Below are 15,952 nucleotides of genomic sequence, written 5' to 3'. Positions count from 1 at the left end.
ACGGTCAAAAAATCTGTAATAAGAGAGGATGGAAAAAACCGTTCAGAAAAGGGCTCAACAGACAAGAGCCAAACTTATTGCCGCCGCAGAGGAAATCATCGCTGAAAATGGCTATGCAGCTTTGCGGGTGGAAGACGTCGTGACAAGGGCAAAGACTGCCAAAGGGACTTTCTTTGCACATTTCAAAGATAAAGACGCCTTGATGGATCTGATGATTGGGGCAAAAATCAACGAACATCTTGATGAACTTGAAGCGCGTTCCGGCCCAAAAACAGTCGAAGAGATGGTCAATGCTTTGGATCCACTTTGTCAGTTTATGACGAGTGAAAGATACGTTTTCGACGTTATTCTTCGTTATTGTGGTGCAGCTGCGGTCGAGGAAATAGGTGTCATTGCCACCACTTTCTTCAGGCATGAACAGATTTTTCAAAAATGGCTGAATGATCATCCGTTCCGGACCGATATATCCAGTCAACTTCAAGCGGAAGGGGTAACAGCTTTTATGGTGCAGGCAATGGGAAGTCATTTCTGCGCTTTGCACAATGATCTGCCCATTAAAGACAGGCTATTACCTTATCTCAAGGCTTGGCTCACACCTGGTTAAGCATTTTATATATCCAGTTAAAAGGAGGGGCTATTTCAGTGATGGCCTGGAAAGAGGAGCTACAAGGACAAATGAAGTAACTAGAAGCCCAGCAGAAACCAGTAAACAAGCTGTAAGCCCAGCATACTGAAAAACCAAACCTGATAGGAGTGTCCCGCCGAGCCGTCCAATGGCGTTGGCCATATAATAAAAACCAACATTTAGGGTGACTTTGTCATGATCGGAATAGGCGACGATCAGGTAGGAGTGAACCGATGAGTTCACCGCAAATACTGCGCCGAATAAGAGAAGGCCACCTACCAGAATATAGGCAACTTCGTTTGTATTGAAGCTAAGGCCAATGGCGCTTTGGACTTTGTCGCTCATCCCAGCGGCAATAAGCAAGGGTAGGGAAGCTAAAATAGCACCCCATATTTTGGCTGCGCGTGCAGCGTCACCTGCGCTTTTTGTGTTGCGAAGCAACTTCGGAACATAGGCCTGAACGATGCCATACCCGATCACCCATGCCGCCATGAAGCCGCCTACTTGATCGAAATTCCAACCGAATGAACTGTACAGAAATACAGGCACCCCCACGACAAACCAGACGTCACGGGATGCGAAAAGGAATATCCTTGCCGCAGATAAGTAGTTGATTTCCTTCGTTTTGGAGAAGAGATCTTTTCCTTTGATTTTTTCTTTGGCTTTTCCAAGTTCTCCTTTGATGCCGGCAACGGAAATTATCAGAACAACGGCAAGCATACCTGCCATTGCCCAAAGGGAGTTTTCAAAACCCAATCCTCCTAGAAGGATGCCTCCCAGCAAGAACCCTAGGCCTTTAAGTGCATTCTTGGAGCCTGTTAGCAGGGCAACCCATTTGAACAAAAGTCCTTGGTTTTCGTCTTTCACAACGAGTTTGATTGCACTTTTTGAACTCATTTTCGTGAGATCTTTTGCGACCCCTGACAATGCTTGTGCCGCCATCACATAGATAACAGAGAAGGCGATCGTCCATTCGGTAGAAAGGGCAGATAACATGCAAAGTGCAATGATCTGAATGCCAAGCCCGGCAAACAGAGTTCTCTTCAGGCCATATCGGGCACCAATCCAACCTCCGAAGAAATTGGTCAGGATGCCCATCGCCTCATAAAGTAAAAAAAGAAACGCAAGATCTAATGGCGAATATCCGATGTGATGGAAATGGAGCAAGACGAGCATGCGCAAAGCGCCATCCGTGAGCGTAAAAGCCCAATAGGCAGCCGTTACCGCCGCATAATTTTTAACATCCGCCATGGTCTAATTCTCACATAAAAGAGGCGATATGCTTGGTAATATCGATCATGCGGTTCACGTAACCCCACTCGTTATCATACCATGCATAGATTTTGACGTGGGTGTCATCCACAACCATGGTTGATGGCCCGTCAATAATGGAAGAGCGTGCATCATTGACGAAATCAGCCGAAACAAGGGGCTTTGCCTCAAAACCCAAGATGCCGCTTAAACCGTTTTCTGCGGCGTTTTGGAAAAGGGAGTTAATCTCTACTGCTGTTGTTTTCCGGCTCACTTCAAATACGCAATCGGTGAGGGATCCGTTTAGAAGCGGGACACGTACGGCATGGCCATTAAGCTTGCCTGTGAGTTCCGGATAGATCATCGTAATGGCTTTGGCGGATCCCGTTGTTGTCGGGATTAAAGAGTTCAAGCAAGAGCGCGCCCGACGCAAGTCTTGGTGTGGACCGTCTACAATTGTCTGCGTATTGGTAACGTCATGGATGGTTGTGATACTGCCGCGCTCAATACCCAAATTCTCGTGTATTACTTTCACGACAGGGGCCAGGCAGTTCGTTGTGCAGGACGCGGCCGTTACAAGGTTGTGCTTTGCTGGATCATAAAGATGATGATTGACGCCATAGACTATGTTTAAGGCTTCATCTTTTACCGGGGCCGCAACAATAACCTTTTTGACGCCTTTTTCATAATAGGGTTGCAGTGTTTCAGGTGTTTTAAACTTTCCTGTACACTCAAGGACAATATCGACTCCCATATCACCCCAGTTTACGTCACTTGGTTTACTGGCCTCGCTGAAGCTAACGGATTTATCACAAATGCGGATAGTATCAGTACCATTGGACGTGACCGGATGAGGCCATCTTCCATGAATAGTATCAAATTCAAGAAGATGTGCCGCGCACTCGGCACCGCCCTTAACCTCGTTAATATGGACAATTTCAAGTTCCGGCCAATCCCAAGCGACACGCATGGCAAGCCGCCCCATGCGACCAAATCCATTAATTCCAATGCGAATAGTCATCCTAAATATCCTTTGTGTCGCTAATCACTTCTAAAAACCTCAGTTGAGGGGAACAGGCTTCAGGTTGTCCGTTACAGCATTCCAAAAATAGAAAACTGATAAGATCACCCACAATCTGAATGTTCGCCTGATAATGAATAAAACGGCCTTTTCTGGTGCTGGAAATAATACCGGCAGATTTAAGGTCTTTTAGATGCGCGGACAGGGTCGATGGTGATGCCCTTAATGTCGTGGCGAGATCACCGGCGCTCATTTCTCCGCCTTTGATGAGTTGGCGTACAACACTCAAGCGTGTTTCATGGGCCAATGCAGATAATATATATACAGCAGATTCAGTATTCATAACGATTTTATATTTCGTGAAATGGCGAAATGTCATGTGAATAATTTGTGACAAGGGCTTTGATAGGGGAGACATGGTTACCCATATGAATTTGATAGATGCAAAACAGTGTGGTAGGACCAATGAGCTTTCTATCAAAAGAGCTTCTTATCGCTTCTTTGGCATCGTCGGGACAATGAGCAGTACATGAAAAAAACACTTTTTGTGACATCAAATCGATTAGGCGATGCTGTTCTCACGACCGGAATTCTACAACATCTTATAAAGACTGAACCAGATAACAAAATTACTGTGGTTTGCGGGAAAATCCCCGCTCCAATTTTTGAGGCTGTTGAGGGGGTAGAAAAGGTAGTAGCGATCTCTAAGCGGAAAAAAAGTCTGCACTGGTGGGATGCTTTTAAAGAAATTGACGGCTTTTTCTGGAATAGGATTGTTGACTTTAGAGGCAGCCCCCTTGGCTTTCTGCCAACGGCTCGCCGGTACCTTTGGAAAGGTGGAAGCGATACCGAACACAAGTTGGTATCAAACTCCAAAATGATTGGAGAGCAACAGGTTATTATGCCGAGTATTCCTGTTGTTTTTGAGCAGATTCCTGATCACTTAAAAATATCAAAAGACAGACCATTATTGGCGATTGCCCCAACGGCAAACTTCTATCAAAAACAATGGCATTATGAAAACTACCTCGAACTTGCGCGGAAGCTGACTTCAGCCGATGGGATCTTGCCAAATGCAAGAGTTCTGGTTTTAGGTGCACCGGGTGAAGACGCTCAGGCGCGCCCTGTCGTGGATGGCTTGCCAAGCGATCAGGTGGTAGATTTTGTTGGAAAAACAGATCCATATGAAGCCGCGCAATTACTTTATCAGGCTGATTTGTTTGTAGGTAACGATTCCGGTCTTATGCACACAGCAGTCGCTGTCGATATTCCGACTGTTGGTTTGTTTGGAATAGGAAAACCGGCGGTTTACAAGCCTTATGGAGAAAAATCGCTTTGTTTAATCGGAGAGCCCAAAGGGGAGCCCGTCACCCGAACAGAAACCGTTAATGATGATGGTACTCGGGAAGTTTCCGAGACATTACCTCTCGATTATGTTCTTGGGGAAGTCACAGAGTTCTACAAGAAGCTAACAACCTAGTTTGGTGCGTTCTTTAGGAAGAATAGCACACATTGTCGTACCAACACCTTCCTTGCTTTCAATTTCCAAGCGTCCACCATGTGCAGCGAGGAGCTGGGAGGTGATGTAAAGTCCAAGCCCGACACCTTTTCCTGAAGTGAAAGAGGATGAAATATCAATTTGAACAAAGGCTTGGGTGACAAACTGAAGCCGATCCGCTGAAATACCAATACCGTTATCGGTGACAGATAAGTAGAGCTCACCCTTATCATTAAGCCCAGAACTTACAGTAATATTTCCCTCTTCCGGGGTGTACTTGATCGCATTGCTGATCAGGTTCATTAGAATTTGTGTAATTCTATGTTCATCTGCGTTGAGAGTGATCGGAAATTCTGGGACTTGCAGTTCAAGCGTTTGTTGTTTCTTATCTGCTTCAAGTTCAAATGCTTTGACGCAGTATTCCAAAGCTGGTTTCAGAAGGAAGTCGCTTTCGAATAGATTGAGCTCCCCTCTGTCAATTGTAGAAGCATCCAACAAATCATTGATTTGCTCCAACAAGTGCCGCCCACTCTTGTTGATATCCCGCAATGTTATTTCCTGTTTTTCCGTAATTGGGCCATAAACTTGATATGACATCATTTCTGAAAAACCGATGATTGCGTTGAGTGGTGTCCGCAATTCATGGCTCATCATGGCCAAAAAATCTGTTTTTGCCTTGTTGGCATTAACGGCTTCCTGGATGGCTTGGGAGAGTTTTTCTGTTCTTTCGGCTACACGTTGCTCCAGCGTCAAGTTCAGCTGCTTGAGTTCTTGCTGAGCCAATATCTTGTCTGTTACGTCTTCTTCTGTGACCACAAACACTTGATGTCCGGTTACAGGATCTCGACCAGGCTCAGCGGTGATCGTGTGCCATCTTTCGCCTTTACTGGTATCAATTTTAACATCAGCATGAAAAGATTGCTTCTCTGAAGTCTGCTGAAGCATATGTGGCACGATATTTGTTTGCCCATATCGACTTTCCAAAGAGACTTCATCATCTGTCGTTGCGCCATAGAGAGAGGCCGCAGCAGGGTTTTGGGCCAGCAATTTACCGTGCATGTCAAAGCTGCTGATAAGCAGCGGTGTGTGTCGCGCCGCTTCAAGCATACGTTTTGCGCGAGGATCCAGCTCTTCCTTTAATTGAGGAGAGGCTTCAATAAGGACCGCTTTTTTATGATCTTCAATCCAAATGGCGGTAAATGTCACCACCACCATTTTGGGGATGCCTCCTGGATACAAAGTCCAGTTTTCTTCAATGGTACGTCCGCTGGAAGCGCTTTCAAAAACATCTAGAAGCCGACGGCGAACGATTGGGGAGTCAGAACTGAGATCTACAGAAAGAAATTCTTCAAGAGACCGTTTTTCCCAGAATTTTAGCGCTGCGTCATTTGCCCACCAAAACTTGTGGTCATCTATATTGAACGCCCAAATCACTGTGTGTAAGTGATTAAAAGCTGCCAATGCCTCAGGTCCCTTAAAATGGGCCAGTTTCGGGGTATCGGACAAAGCGGGTACTTCCAGTTACTAAAACACTACATATTACTATATTACTGAATCTTGAATATTGCTTAATGAGCCAAATCAAAAATCACATTTATATGAGAAATATTAATGAGGCCGAAGAGTCCACAAATAGGGAGCTCTCCGGCGTCGTTTGAGGCGGTGAGTTGTTAAAGCTTTAACCCACAGTTTTCAAAGGCGGCTTTCGTAATTTCTTTTTCTTCTTCAGTAAGTTGAAGAAGCGGCGCACGAACGGGGCCACCAACCTGCCCAAGTAGTTCCTGCCAATATTTCTGGTGAGCTTGTGGTTTGCCGCCCGGACGTGTTCCCATGAGCGCTTTTCTAACAGGATCCAAACTATCGCGAATTATTCTTGCTTCTTCCACTTTTCCTGCCATCGCCAGCTTTGTATATTCGAGCATACGCTTGTCGTTTTTTGTTTGGATGAGATAAGGAGGGGAGGAGCAAAGATATAGCTGCCATCCCAGTTCGACGATATTGTCGAACCATTCACCCTCAGACGCGGTACTCACCAGTATTTTGTCTCCGGCAAGTTTCGTCAGTTTCTTATACATGTCACGATCAACACTGTACTTGATGGCAACGATGTTGGGCAGTTCTGCAATACGGGCACAAAGTTCAGGGCTCATCAAATAGCCACTATCTGGGTGACTCCACATGGCGATGCCAATATTCACCGCTTCGGAAACGGCTTTGTAATACTGATAAACGGTTTCATCTTGGTCGGTTACGAAATGCAGGATAGGTGCGTGGACAACAATATAATCAGCGCCAATGGCTTCGGCATATTTTGCAAGCTCGATCACTGTATCAAAGTTCTGATCAGAGCAGGACATAATGGTTTGACCTGTGTCACCAACTTCATCAACGGCGATTTCAAAGTTCTTTTTTCGCTCCTCAAGGCTCATTGAGAAAAACTCACCTTGTTTACCTGCGATAAATAATCCTTCAATTTCAAGGTCATCAATCCAATGCCTGATGTTCTGTCTCAAGCCTTGCTCGTTCAATGAAAAGTCTTCATTAAAGGGGTTAAGGGCGGCGGCCCAGATCCCTTTCATGTGTTCGCGCGCGTAATCTTTGGCGTCAAGTTTGCTGTATTTCATTCCGTCAGTCCTTTGTTTTTCTCTGCATCGCGCGCCAGATTTTTTCACTGGTAAGCGGCATTTGAAGGTTCTGCACATCAAAGTCACGAAGTGCGTGATAGGTCGCATTTAAGATAGAAACAGGTGCAGCAATGGTTCCTGCTTCGCCAACTCCCTTAGCTCCCAGAAGGTTATTGGGGGATGGGGTTTCCGTTTTCGAAATGGAAAGTGCAGGCATATCGCTTGCACGTGGCAGTGCATAATCCATGAGTGAGCCTGTTATGAGTTGTCCGTCATCAGAATAGAGAACCTGTTCCATCAAGGCCTCGCCAACTCCTTGGGCAATGCCACCCATAATCTGACCCTCAACCATCATTGGATTAATGATCTTTCCAGCATCATCAATGCAAGTGATTTGATCCACGGACAATTGCCCTGTCAGTCGGTCAATTGATACCTCAGTCAGATAAGCGCCGTACCCCCAGGCTTCTCCGTCATTCTCATATACGAGATCGACAGTGATATCTTCAGTGTGGTTTGGCTTTTCTTTGGCTTTTTTGAGTACTTCCTGACCGGCTTTCAGAAGGGCACTGCCGCCTATAGATGTGCTTCGACTGGCTAGGGCTCCGATACCTTCAGGGCAAGTCTCTGTGTTGCCAAACTCAAGCGAGATTTTCGAAATGTCGGCTTCGAATAAGTCGGACAAAATCTGACGAAAGGCGGTACTCCTACCGTGCCCTTGACTACTACTGCCGGATTTTGCGCTGATGCTGCCATTCGGGTGTAAGGTGACCCTTGCACTTTCCCATCCTTTGCCGCAAGGCTCTACGTAAAATGAAACACCAATTCCCTTTAGCGAATTTGGATCGGTTTCATTTTCAATACGGGATTTCAGGTTTACGTAATCTGTCTTTTCGATGAGATTGTCCAGAAGGGCGACATAATTTCCTGAATCCAGGTTAGCCCCGGTTTCACTTTTTTTGGGAAGCGCCGCTTCGGAAATTAAATTCAAGCGTCGTATCTCGACAGGATCCATGTCTATTTTACGGGCGGCGAGGTCTACCAACTTTTCCATTAGGGTAATGGCTTCTGGGCGCCCGGCACCACGATAGATGCCAACGGGTGCGGTGTTCAGGGATACCCCTCGGGTTTCGATATGCAAATCTGGAATATCATAGGGTCCAGGCAGCATCCTCGCCGCATTCCACGCGGGAATAGCCGCGCTGTTTGGAAGCCAATGGCCCAAAGGTGCGGTGACTTTTGCTTTTAGTGCAATGAATTTACCGGTGGCATCGAAAGTCAGAGTCCCCTCTGTTTGCAGGCCTCGTCCATGTGTGGCGGACAGTAAATCTTCATTACGTGTGGAAATCCACTTCACAGATTGTTTTGTCTGAAAAGCTGCCCATACAGCCATAACCTCTTCCGGGTAGAGAGAGGCTTTCATGCCAAACGCCCCGCCAACATCATGGGTGATGACTGATATCTTGTCAGCTGGGATATTTATGATACGCGCGAGCTCTGATTTTGCCCGGTGCGGGGTTTGTGTTGAAAGGTAGACCGTAACACTTTCATTTTCTTCATGAAATTTAACAGCAATGGCCCGGTTTTCCATAGGTGAGGGGGCGAGCCTTGGGTGTTCAACTTTGGTTGAAACGGTGTAGTTTGCCTCTTCAAGCCTCTCATCTGAGTAATTTCCCACATTCCATGTCTGGCTTATGACGCTCTCTTCCAATGAGGCCATAGCTAATTGTGATTTGGTACCTTCAAGAGGGGTGATCTCTAGATGAACAAGTTCAGAAGCATCCAAGCCCGCCGCCGAAGAAGTGGATAGAATAGCTGCAACTGGCTCACCTACAGTATGGACCATATCCTTTGCCAGAATTGGGTAGGGACAATCCTGCATGGTTTCGAGCACTGGATTTACCGCTAGCTTGCCGAGCGATGCGGTGTCGTCGGCGGTAAAGATATGAAACACCCCTTCAGTGACTCTCGCTTCTGATACATCGAGTTCTTTGATAAGGCCATTAGCGATGGAACTTCGGACAAATGTCAGGATTAAATGCGGACCGATATCAATGTCATCCACATACTGACCACGACCAGTAATCAGTTTCAGATCTTCATCTCTTAGAACAGCATCTCCGATCCTTTTGGGACCTGTAATGTTGTAAGAGACTGGAGTCGCAACGGTGCTAGCCGTTTTTTTCTTTTGAAACCAATTAAGGAATTTCAATTGACGCGCTCCAATTTTGCGTGGGAAATGATTGAAAAGACTGGCGATTTAATTGTGTTGGACGCCACTGTTCCCTTTTTTTGTTATTTATACAAATAGAAATTTTTGATCCTGTTATAGTAAAAAAGAATAACAAGTCGGCTCTCTTTTTGGATTAGTTTATAGCCAACGACATCACATCTATTGGGCCAAGATCATGAAAATTGCGATTATCGGGTATGGGGCTATCGCAGCTTATGCAGCTAAAAAAATATCCTCTCTATCGGGGGTGGAAATTTCTCATGTTATCTGCCGCGCGGGAAGGGAGGTTGTCGCCGCTGACAAAATTGGGGGGAATTGCCGTGCTGTGACGTCATTCGAAGGCTTGGCCAATGAAGTTGACATTGTCGTTGAATGTGGGGGGCATGAAGCAATGAAATCCCATGCGCTTGAAATTCTTAAGTCAGGCGTAAATCTTATTTCTGTATCAGCAGGTGTAATGGCAGACGATAAGGTTGCAGAAGATCTTGAACGTGCATGTCAGGTCAGTGGCGCTAGGTTGCGGTTTGTAACCGGCGCAGTCGGGGCAATGGATGCGCTGAATGCTGCCCGTGTCGGAGGGTTGGAAGAGGTCACATATATCGGCCGCAAAAAACCTGCTGGATGGAAGGGATCTCATGCGGAAAAAACCCTTGATTTGGAGAACCTAACGGAGCCCGCATTGCATTTTAAAGGGAATGCGCAAGATGCCGCCAGATTGTACCCTAAAAATGCAAATGTTGCCGCAACCATAGCCATGAGTGGTATCGGCATGCGGGATACAAAAGTTGAACTTTATGCAGACCCTGAAGCAATACGTAACATTCATGAGGTGCGAGCGAAGGGTGCGTTTGGTGAATTCACATTCCGCATTGAAGGGCAGTCTCTTCCAGAAAATCCCAAATCTTCCGCGCTAACAGCCATGAGTGTCGCAGAAGCCATTGAGCGAGAGCTGCGTTTTATTCGCACGTCATAGTTTAGCGTTGATCCTTCTTGATCTCTTCCGCTGTAATTTTAAGCTCTGCCAGGAATACCTCTGCCGCTGGCGATAAACCACCTTCTTTGCGATAGGACACGCCGACGCCGCTTAGTGTCTTTTTGATGGGGGTATTTATCTCCACCAAGGATCCGTTTTCCAGTTCATCTTTGATCACATGATAAGGGATGGGGCAAAGCATATCGGTGACACGGATAAGTTCTCTGTTGGTTAGGAAAGAGACAGATTCCACTGCATTTTCCGGCAAGCTGTGACCATTGTCCAAAAACTCTTTCTCCATCTGGCGTCTTAGAGTGGTGTCATGAGGAGGAAGGGTCCAGCTATATGATTTTAATTCTTCAAATGTGGCAGATCGTCCGAGAGCGGCAAGGGGATGTTCTGCGCGCCCGATGATACAAATTTCTTCTTCGAAAAGGCGTTCCTGAATAATTTGGCTTCGATGTCGATACTCCGCCAAGCGCCCCAGAACCAGATCTACGTCACCGGATTGTAGAGCAGGCATCAGGATATCATTCGTCCCTTCCTTGATAACGATGCTGACATTTGGTCGGGCTTTATGAACACGTGCGATCGTTTGGGGTAACAGCTTGGCAGAAGCCGCGAGCAGGGTGCCAACTACCACGCGTCCCCCCAAACCTTCATTAAGGTTATCTAGCTCCTGTGCGGCGTTTGAAATCTGGGTCAGGATCAATTTTCCATGGCGGACGAGAGCATCCCCATATGTTGTTGGGATAACCCCACGGTTCGTCCGATCAAACAGGATAACGCCAAAATCCGTTTCCAGATCTTTTATCAGCTTTGTGGCTGCGGGCTGTGAAATGTTTAGCTCTTTGGCGGCATGAAGAATGCTGGAATGCTCCGCCACCGAGACGAGGAGCCGAAGCTGTTTCAGCTTTAACCGGGTCGAAACCCGCTCCGCAATTTTGATATGCCTGTTTCTATCTTCCATCTTTTTGTTATTTCATTTTCGAATATCTAATTCCAGTTAATTCTGTTGAACAACTATCAGGATGACCTTAACCTCAAACTTCAATAAAGAGAAAATGGGAAAGCTCATGCCATTACATCCGCGATTTGCCCCGTTTAATTTTCCAAAATGGGTGGAAGAAAACAGGGACCAGCTCAAACCACCTGTCGGCAATAAATTGCTGCATCATGATTCAGGTATGATTGTGATGGTTGTGGGTGGGCCTAATACCCGCGTGGATTTCCACGATGACCCGGTGGAGGAATGGTTCTATCAGGTCAAGGGTGACATGATGCTCAAAATCTATGAGGATGGCGAAATCTATGATGTCCCGATCCGGGAAGGGGAGGTATTTATGATGCCAGCACATACAATACATGCTCCGCAACGCCCTCAGGAAGGCTCAATCGGGATCGTTGTAGAAGCACCGCGCATGACGCATATGAAAGAAGGGTTTGAATGGTTCTGTTTTGGATGCAATAAACGCTTGCACAGGGCAGAAATTTCGCTCATGGATTCAAGCGCAATTGTGACGGAGTTGCCAAAAATTTACGATGACTTCCATCAGAATATGGAAGCCAGAACATGTCCGGATTGTGGGGAGATCCACCCGGGCAAGGGTAAGCCACCGGAAGGATGGGTTACTTTATAAAAGTTAAAAACCGCATTAACAGGGAATGGGTATAGAAATGGACACGTTTAAGAAATTGATGGTTGCTGGCGTTGCTGCTGCCATGACGCTTTCCGCAGGCGCCGCCTTTGCGAAAGAATTTAAAATCGGACTGATTACACCACCAAAACACACTTGGTCAAAAGCCGCCTCAGCATTTGCTGAAGAACTGAAAGAAAAATCAGGCGGTAAGCACAGTGCAAGCGTTTTCCCATCCCGCCAGTTGGGCAATGAAGCGCAGATGCTGCAGCAAATGCAAACAGGTGCGCTGGATATGGCCTTTATGACGGTTGCCGAAGTTTCCAACCGTGTGCCAAATATGGGTGCATTTTACGCACCATATCTTGCAAAAGACATTGCGCATGCTGCCAAAATCCTGAGAAGTGATGCGGCTAAAGAAATGTTGAAAGATCTGCCACGCAAAGCAGGTGTTGTTGGTGTTGGGTATGGCTCCGCCGGTCTGCGTCAGATTGTATCTCGTGATCCTGTAGAAAATGCAGCATCCTTGCAGGGCAAGAAAATCCGCATCACACCATTTGAGCCAATTAAGGATTTCTACAACCTCCTCAGCACAGCACCAACCCCAATGCCTTTGCCAGCGGTTTATGATGCGCTTGCAAACGGACAGGTTGATGCCATTGATATGGATCTGGAATTGATCTGGAAGCTGAAATACACTGAACATGCGAAAACCGTTGTTCTCTCCAACCATATGATGTTCCCAATGGTTGGTCTGGTCTCTGCCAAGGTCTGGAAAGATCTGGATAAAGCCGATCGCAAGATGATCGGTGAGTTGATGGCCAAACATGTTGATTCCACAATCGACTCATATGTGGCGGGTGAAGCTAAGTTCCTGGCGGAAGTGAAGAAAACGGATGCAAAGATTGTCATGGTCACACCTGATTTCTTCGGTACAACAACCGACAAATGGAACTCTATCTGGAGTAAGCGTGCACCTTCTCTTGCAAAGCTGCGTGCAGAAGCTGCAAAATAGTCACTGATAGTTGTTCAGTTTAATTGGCCGCCGCAAATCCTTTGAATTTGTGGCGGCTTGATTTTGCCCGGTAACGCAGGTTTAGTATGGTCCCATGTTAGCATTTCTTCAGAAAATATCTGGCGGTATTCTAAAGTTTGAGAAGATGGTTTTGATCTTCCTTGCAGCCGCGGTAACGGGACTTATCCTCCTAAATGTTGTGACACGTTCAGTTGATTTTGCGCTCTATTGGGTGGATGAACTTGCTATTTATTCCATGATTTGGATGGTGTTAATCGGTGCCTCAATGATCGTGCGCCTGCGTAAAGGTATTGCGGTCACCATTTTGGAAGAAATGCTCAGCCAAAAAATGAAAAACCGTATGGCATTGGTTGTGGATTTTGTCGTCTTTGCTTTTGCGCTGGTGCTTTTGTGGATGTGTTACCTTTGGTATGATCCAGTCACGCTTGTATCCGTAGGCTTTGACCTTGCAGAATTTTCCGCAGACAGCTTCAATTTTATATACGAGGAGCCAACAAATACGTTGGGCATTCCAAAGTTCTGGATCTGGTTGATTGTTCCGGTGATTTCTCTGACCATGGCTCTACATGCGCTGGTCAATTTTCTTGAGCGCTTATTCCACAAGCCAACAACTGCGCCGGAGATTATTTAACGATGGTTGCAATTGTATTTCTCCTCTTCCTAATGATGGGATTGCCGATCGCGCTGGTTCTTGCGGTGTCAGCGTTGTTCTACATTCTTTATTCCGGCCAATCTGTTTTGCTGCAATCCTATGCGCAACAGCTTTTTTCCGGTGTTGAAAGCTACGGTCTTTTGGCTGTTCCGCTTTTCATGTTGGCGGGGGAGTTGATGAATGAAGGGGGGCTAACACGCCGCCTTATCGATTTTGCCAGTGTATTTATTGGACGGGTAAGGGGCGGCCTTGCCTATATCAATCTGATCGTCAATATGATGATGGCGTCGATCATCGGGTCTGCCGCCGCCCAGATCGCCATTATGTCCCGTGCTATGGTGCCGGAGATGGAGCAGAAGGGTTACGATCGCGCCTTTGCAGCTGCGACGACAGCGGCCGGTGGTCTTTTATCGCCGATCATCCCACCTTCCATGCTGTTTGTGATCTATGGCGTTCTGGCGCAGATCGCCATTGGCGACATGTTTATCGCTGGCATCATTCCAGGATTGTTGATGGCGTTCGGTTTCCTAGTGGCGATTGCCCTTCTTGGAAAAAAGTATGAGTATCCCGTAGGGGAGAAGAAAACCCGTGAAGAAGTGAAAACATCCCTTCTTATGGGGCTTCCGACAATGTTGATCCCGATTGTGATCGTAGGCGGTATTCTTGCGGGTTTTACAACACCAACTGAATCTGCGGCTGTGGCGTCAGTGGTCGCATTTATTCTGGGTAAGTTTTTCTATAAAGAGTTGAAACTTTCGCAGATGTCCAAAGTCTTGATCCGCACTGCGCTTAACACTTCTATCGTTGTGTTTATTGTGGCAACCGCCAATCTTTTTGGCTGGATCATAATTTACGAGCAGGTCCCGCAAAATCTGGCGTCACAGTTGGTAGAGATAACCAAAGATCCGCTTGTCTTCCTTTTGATTGTGAATGCCGCGCTTCTGTTTATTGGCATGATCCTGGATGGGATTGCGGCCCTCATTCTGGTGGTGCCGATCCTTCTTCCGATTGCGCAGACGAACTATGGCATCGACCCTTATCATTTTGGTGTGGTGATCTGTATCAATCTGGTTCTGGGATTGTTGACGCCTCCGGTAGGTGCAGGATTGTTTGTTACCACAGCCATGACCGGGGTGAAGCCAGGCGCTTTATTTAAGGCGCTGGTACCTTTCCTTTTGACAACTCTGGTCGCATTGGTTCTTATCAGCTGGCAACCTTTATTGGTTACCTGGCTCATCAAGTAATTTATCCAAGATATAGTAAAATGGTTCAAATAGCAGATTTTGTCATTATTGGTGGCGGAATGGCGGGTGTCAGTCTGGGGGCTGAACTTTCCAAAGACGCGAGTGTGATTATTCTGGAGACAGAGAAATCCATTGGGTATCACTCAACAGGTCGATCTGCGGCCATCTATATCAAAAATTATGGGAACGAGACCTTGCGCGCGTTGAACGCAGTTTCGGAACCTTTCTTTTTGGAGCCTGAAAATGTGAGTGATAGCAGCTTGCTGACGCCGCGGGGCGAGCTGATGTTTGCTCGGGATTTCGAATTGGACACATTAAATCAGTATCTTGAAGGGTCCACCGGTATGGATGTGATCTCTGCCAAAGAGGCTGGTGAATTGGTTCCTGCCCTCAAAACTGATACAATCGTCAAGGCTGTATATGAAGCGACCGCGCAGGATATTGATGTGGATCGTATGCTGCAGGGATACTTGAAACTGTTCCGTCATAACGGCGGTACTGTGGTTACGGATGCAGAAGTCAAAGCTGCTAAACGCGTTGGCGATTGCTGGCAGCTTCAGACGGCAGCGGGAGAAATTCAAGGTCAAGTTGTCATCAACGCGGCAGGGGCATGGGCTGATAAGGTTGCAAGTATCTTTGGGGCGAAACCCAAAGGGATAACACCAATGCGCCGATCTGCTGCTTTGCTGCCAAAGCCTGATTATGAAGGTTTCGATAAATGGCCATTATTTGTGAGTGCATCGGAAACTTTCTACGCCAAGCCGGAAGCGGGTTTGTTGATGGTGTCACCGGCGGATGAGGATCCTGTCGAACCCCATGATGCCTGGCCTGATGACATGGTGTTGGCTGAAGGGCTTCATCGATTTGAAGAGGCTGTAAATATTCCTGTGCAACGAGTGGAGCATAGCTGGGCGGGGCTCAGAAGTTTTGCTCCGGATAGAACGCCTGTTGCAGGATTTGCGAACGATTTAGATGGTTTCTTCTGGCTTGCCGGGCAAGGGGGGTACGGTATTCAAACGGCACCAGCGTTATCGCAGTTATCCGCAGGCTTGTGCCTTGGACGTGAAGTGCAAGTCAGTGAAGCAGTATTAGCGGCGCTGGATCCGAACCGTTTTTAAGAAAAAGCCCCACTGGCATGGCCAGCGGGGCATTGGTTGG

At 46.9% G+C, this 15,952-nt stretch carries 15 protein-coding genes; 8 read left to right on the top strand and 7 right to left on the bottom strand.

The genetic code is table 11. The features are described 5' to 3' along the window. Window positions 1–28 precede the first annotated feature (28 nt). Window positions 29–604, top strand: coding sequence for a TetR/AcrR family transcriptional regulator (locus GUA87_RS12920; protein ID WP_193716948.1), 576 nt, complete (start codon window positions 29–31; stop codon window positions 602–604). Between the two features lie 30 nt (window positions 605–634). On the opposite strand, the gene arsJ is transcribed toward GUA87_RS12920, so the two are convergent. The 3 genes from arsJ to GUA87_RS12905 are packed head-to-tail and all read right to left on the bottom strand — an operon-like array spanning window position 635 to window position 3,240. After that, a complete protein-coding gene (arsJ, locus tag GUA87_RS12915) occupies window positions 635–1,876 on the bottom strand; it encodes an organoarsenical effux MFS transporter ArsJ (protein WP_193716947.1) in 1,242 nt (413 codons plus the stop codon). Between the two features lie 10 nt (window positions 1,877–1,886). After that, complete coding sequence (locus GUA87_RS12910) at window positions 1,887–2,897, bottom strand: ArsJ-associated glyceraldehyde-3-phosphate dehydrogenase (RefSeq protein WP_193716946.1); 1,011 nt, start codon at window positions 2,895–2,897, stop codon at window positions 1,887–1,889. Window position 2,898: 1 nt separating this feature from the next. Further along, window positions 2,899–3,240 carry an ArsR/SmtB family transcription factor gene (locus GUA87_RS12905; protein ID WP_193716945.1) on the bottom strand — a complete coding sequence of 114 codons (342 nt, stop codon included), beginning with the start codon at window positions 3,238–3,240 and terminating at the stop codon, window positions 2,899–2,901. A gap of 186 nt (window positions 3,241–3,426) precedes the next feature. Between GUA87_RS12905 and GUA87_RS12900 the strand changes: the two genes are divergently transcribed. Continuing rightward, entirely contained in the window at window positions 3,427–4,377 is a 951-nt protein-coding gene (locus GUA87_RS12900) for a glycosyltransferase family 9 protein (RefSeq protein ID WP_193716944.1), read from the top strand. On the opposite strand, the gene GUA87_RS12895 is transcribed toward GUA87_RS12900, so the two are convergent. The 3 genes from GUA87_RS12895 to GUA87_RS12885 form a co-directional block, all read right to left on the bottom strand. Next, a complete protein-coding gene (locus GUA87_RS12895; RefSeq protein WP_193716943.1) occupies window positions 4,366–5,901 on the bottom strand; it encodes a PAS domain-containing sensor histidine kinase in 1,536 nt (511 codons plus the stop codon). The genes GUA87_RS12900 and GUA87_RS12895 overlap by 12 nt on opposite strands. A gap of 164 nt (window positions 5,902–6,065) precedes the next feature. Further along, on the bottom strand, window positions 6,066–7,019 hold the full coding sequence (locus tag GUA87_RS12890) for a dihydrodipicolinate synthase family protein (protein WP_193716942.1): 954 nt from the start codon (window positions 7,017–7,019) through the stop codon (window positions 6,066–6,068). Between the two features lie 4 nt (window positions 7,020–7,023). Then, window positions 7,024–9,231: a xanthine dehydrogenase family protein molybdopterin-binding subunit gene (locus GUA87_RS12885; RefSeq protein ID WP_193716941.1), complete on the bottom strand. Its 2,208-nt coding sequence runs from the start codon at window positions 9,229–9,231 to the stop codon at window positions 7,024–7,026. A 196-nt stretch (window positions 9,232–9,427) separates the two neighbouring features. Here GUA87_RS12885 and GUA87_RS12880 point away from each other — a divergent pair, with 196 nt between their 5' ends. Next, window positions 9,428–10,225, top strand: coding sequence for an aspartate dehydrogenase (locus GUA87_RS12880; protein WP_193716940.1), 798 nt, complete (start codon window positions 9,428–9,430; stop codon window positions 10,223–10,225). Between the two features lies 1 nt (window position 10,226). Here GUA87_RS12880 and GUA87_RS12875 read toward each other — a convergent pair whose 3' ends face one another. After that, a complete protein-coding gene (locus GUA87_RS12875; protein ID WP_193716939.1) occupies window positions 10,227–11,195 on the bottom strand; it encodes a LysR family transcriptional regulator in 969 nt (322 codons plus the stop codon). Window positions 11,196–11,301: 106 nt separating this feature from the next. Here GUA87_RS12875 and GUA87_RS12870 point away from each other — a divergent pair, with 106 nt between their 5' ends. The 5 genes from GUA87_RS12870 to GUA87_RS12850 all read left to right on the top strand — a co-directional run bounded on the left by GUA87_RS12870 (window position 11,302) and on the right by GUA87_RS12850 (window position 15,912). After that, a complete protein-coding gene (locus GUA87_RS12870) occupies window positions 11,302–11,865 on the top strand; it encodes a 3-hydroxyanthranilate 3,4-dioxygenase (RefSeq protein WP_193716938.1) in 564 nt (187 codons plus the stop codon). 37 nt (window positions 11,866–11,902) lie between these two features. Continuing rightward, a complete protein-coding gene (locus tag GUA87_RS12865) occupies window positions 11,903–12,877 on the top strand; it encodes a TRAP transporter substrate-binding protein (protein WP_193716937.1) in 975 nt (324 codons plus the stop codon). 94 nt (window positions 12,878–12,971) lie between these two features. Then, the gene (locus GUA87_RS12860) at window positions 12,972–13,529 is read left to right on the top strand and encodes a TRAP transporter small permease (protein ID WP_227711859.1); all 558 of its coding nucleotides are present in this window, start codon (window positions 12,972–12,974) and stop codon (window positions 13,527–13,529) included. Between the two features lie 2 nt (window positions 13,530–13,531). Further along, the gene (locus GUA87_RS12855; protein ID WP_193716936.1) at window positions 13,532–14,794 is read left to right on the top strand and encodes a TRAP transporter large permease; all 1,263 of its coding nucleotides are present in this window, start codon (window positions 13,532–13,534) and stop codon (window positions 14,792–14,794) included. Between the two features lie 20 nt (window positions 14,795–14,814). Further along, complete coding sequence (locus GUA87_RS12850; protein ID WP_193716935.1) at window positions 14,815–15,912, top strand: NAD(P)/FAD-dependent oxidoreductase; 1,098 nt, start codon at window positions 14,815–14,817, stop codon at window positions 15,910–15,912. Window positions 15,913–15,952: the final 40 nt, after the last annotated feature.

Source organism: Sneathiella sp. P13V-1, assembly GCF_015143595.1.
Classification (GTDB): Bacteria; Pseudomonadota; Alphaproteobacteria; order Sneathiellales; family Sneathiellaceae; genus Sneathiella.
Note: the sequence above shows the minus strand (reverse complement) of the source record. Positions and strands in the feature narration are given on the sequence as shown.

Coding starts and splice junctions, on each gene's coding strand:
- GUA87_RS12860 (WP_227711859.1), top strand. CDS start 12,972: ATGTTAGCATTTCTTCAGAAAATATCTGGCGGTATTCTAAAGTTTGAG.
- GUA87_RS12875 (WP_193716939.1), bottom strand. CDS start 11,195: ATGGAAGATAGAAACAGGCATATCAAAATTGCGGAGCGGGTTTCGACC.
- GUA87_RS12865 (WP_193716937.1), top strand. CDS start 11,903: ATGGACACGTTTAAGAAATTGATGGTTGCTGGCGTTGCTGCTGCCATG.
- arsJ (WP_193716947.1), bottom strand. CDS start 1,876: ATGGCGGATGTTAAAAATTATGCGGCGGTAACGGCTGCCTATTGGGCT.
- GUA87_RS12880 (WP_193716940.1), top strand. CDS start 9,428: ATGAAAATTGCGATTATCGGGTATGGGGCTATCGCAGCTTATGCAGCT.
- GUA87_RS12855 (WP_193716936.1), top strand. CDS start 13,532: ATGGTTGCAATTGTATTTCTCCTCTTCCTAATGATGGGATTGCCGATC.
- GUA87_RS12905 (WP_193716945.1), bottom strand. CDS start 3,240: ATGAATACTGAATCTGCTGTATATATATTATCTGCATTGGCCCATGAA.
- GUA87_RS12900 (WP_193716944.1), top strand. CDS start 3,427: ATGAAAAAAACACTTTTTGTGACATCAAATCGATTAGGCGATGCTGTT.
- GUA87_RS12910 (WP_193716946.1), bottom strand. CDS start 2,897: ATGACTATTCGCATTGGAATTAATGGATTTGGTCGCATGGGGCGGCTT.
- GUA87_RS12920 (WP_193716948.1), top strand. CDS start 29: ATGGAAAAAACCGTTCAGAAAAGGGCTCAACAGACAAGAGCCAAACTT.
- GUA87_RS12890 (WP_193716942.1), bottom strand. CDS start 7,019: ATGAAATACAGCAAACTTGACGCCAAAGATTACGCGCGCGAACACATG.
- GUA87_RS12850 (WP_193716935.1), top strand. CDS start 14,815: ATGGTTCAAATAGCAGATTTTGTCATTATTGGTGGCGGAATGGCGGGT.
- GUA87_RS12870 (WP_193716938.1), top strand. CDS start 11,302: ATGCCATTACATCCGCGATTTGCCCCGTTTAATTTTCCAAAATGGGTG.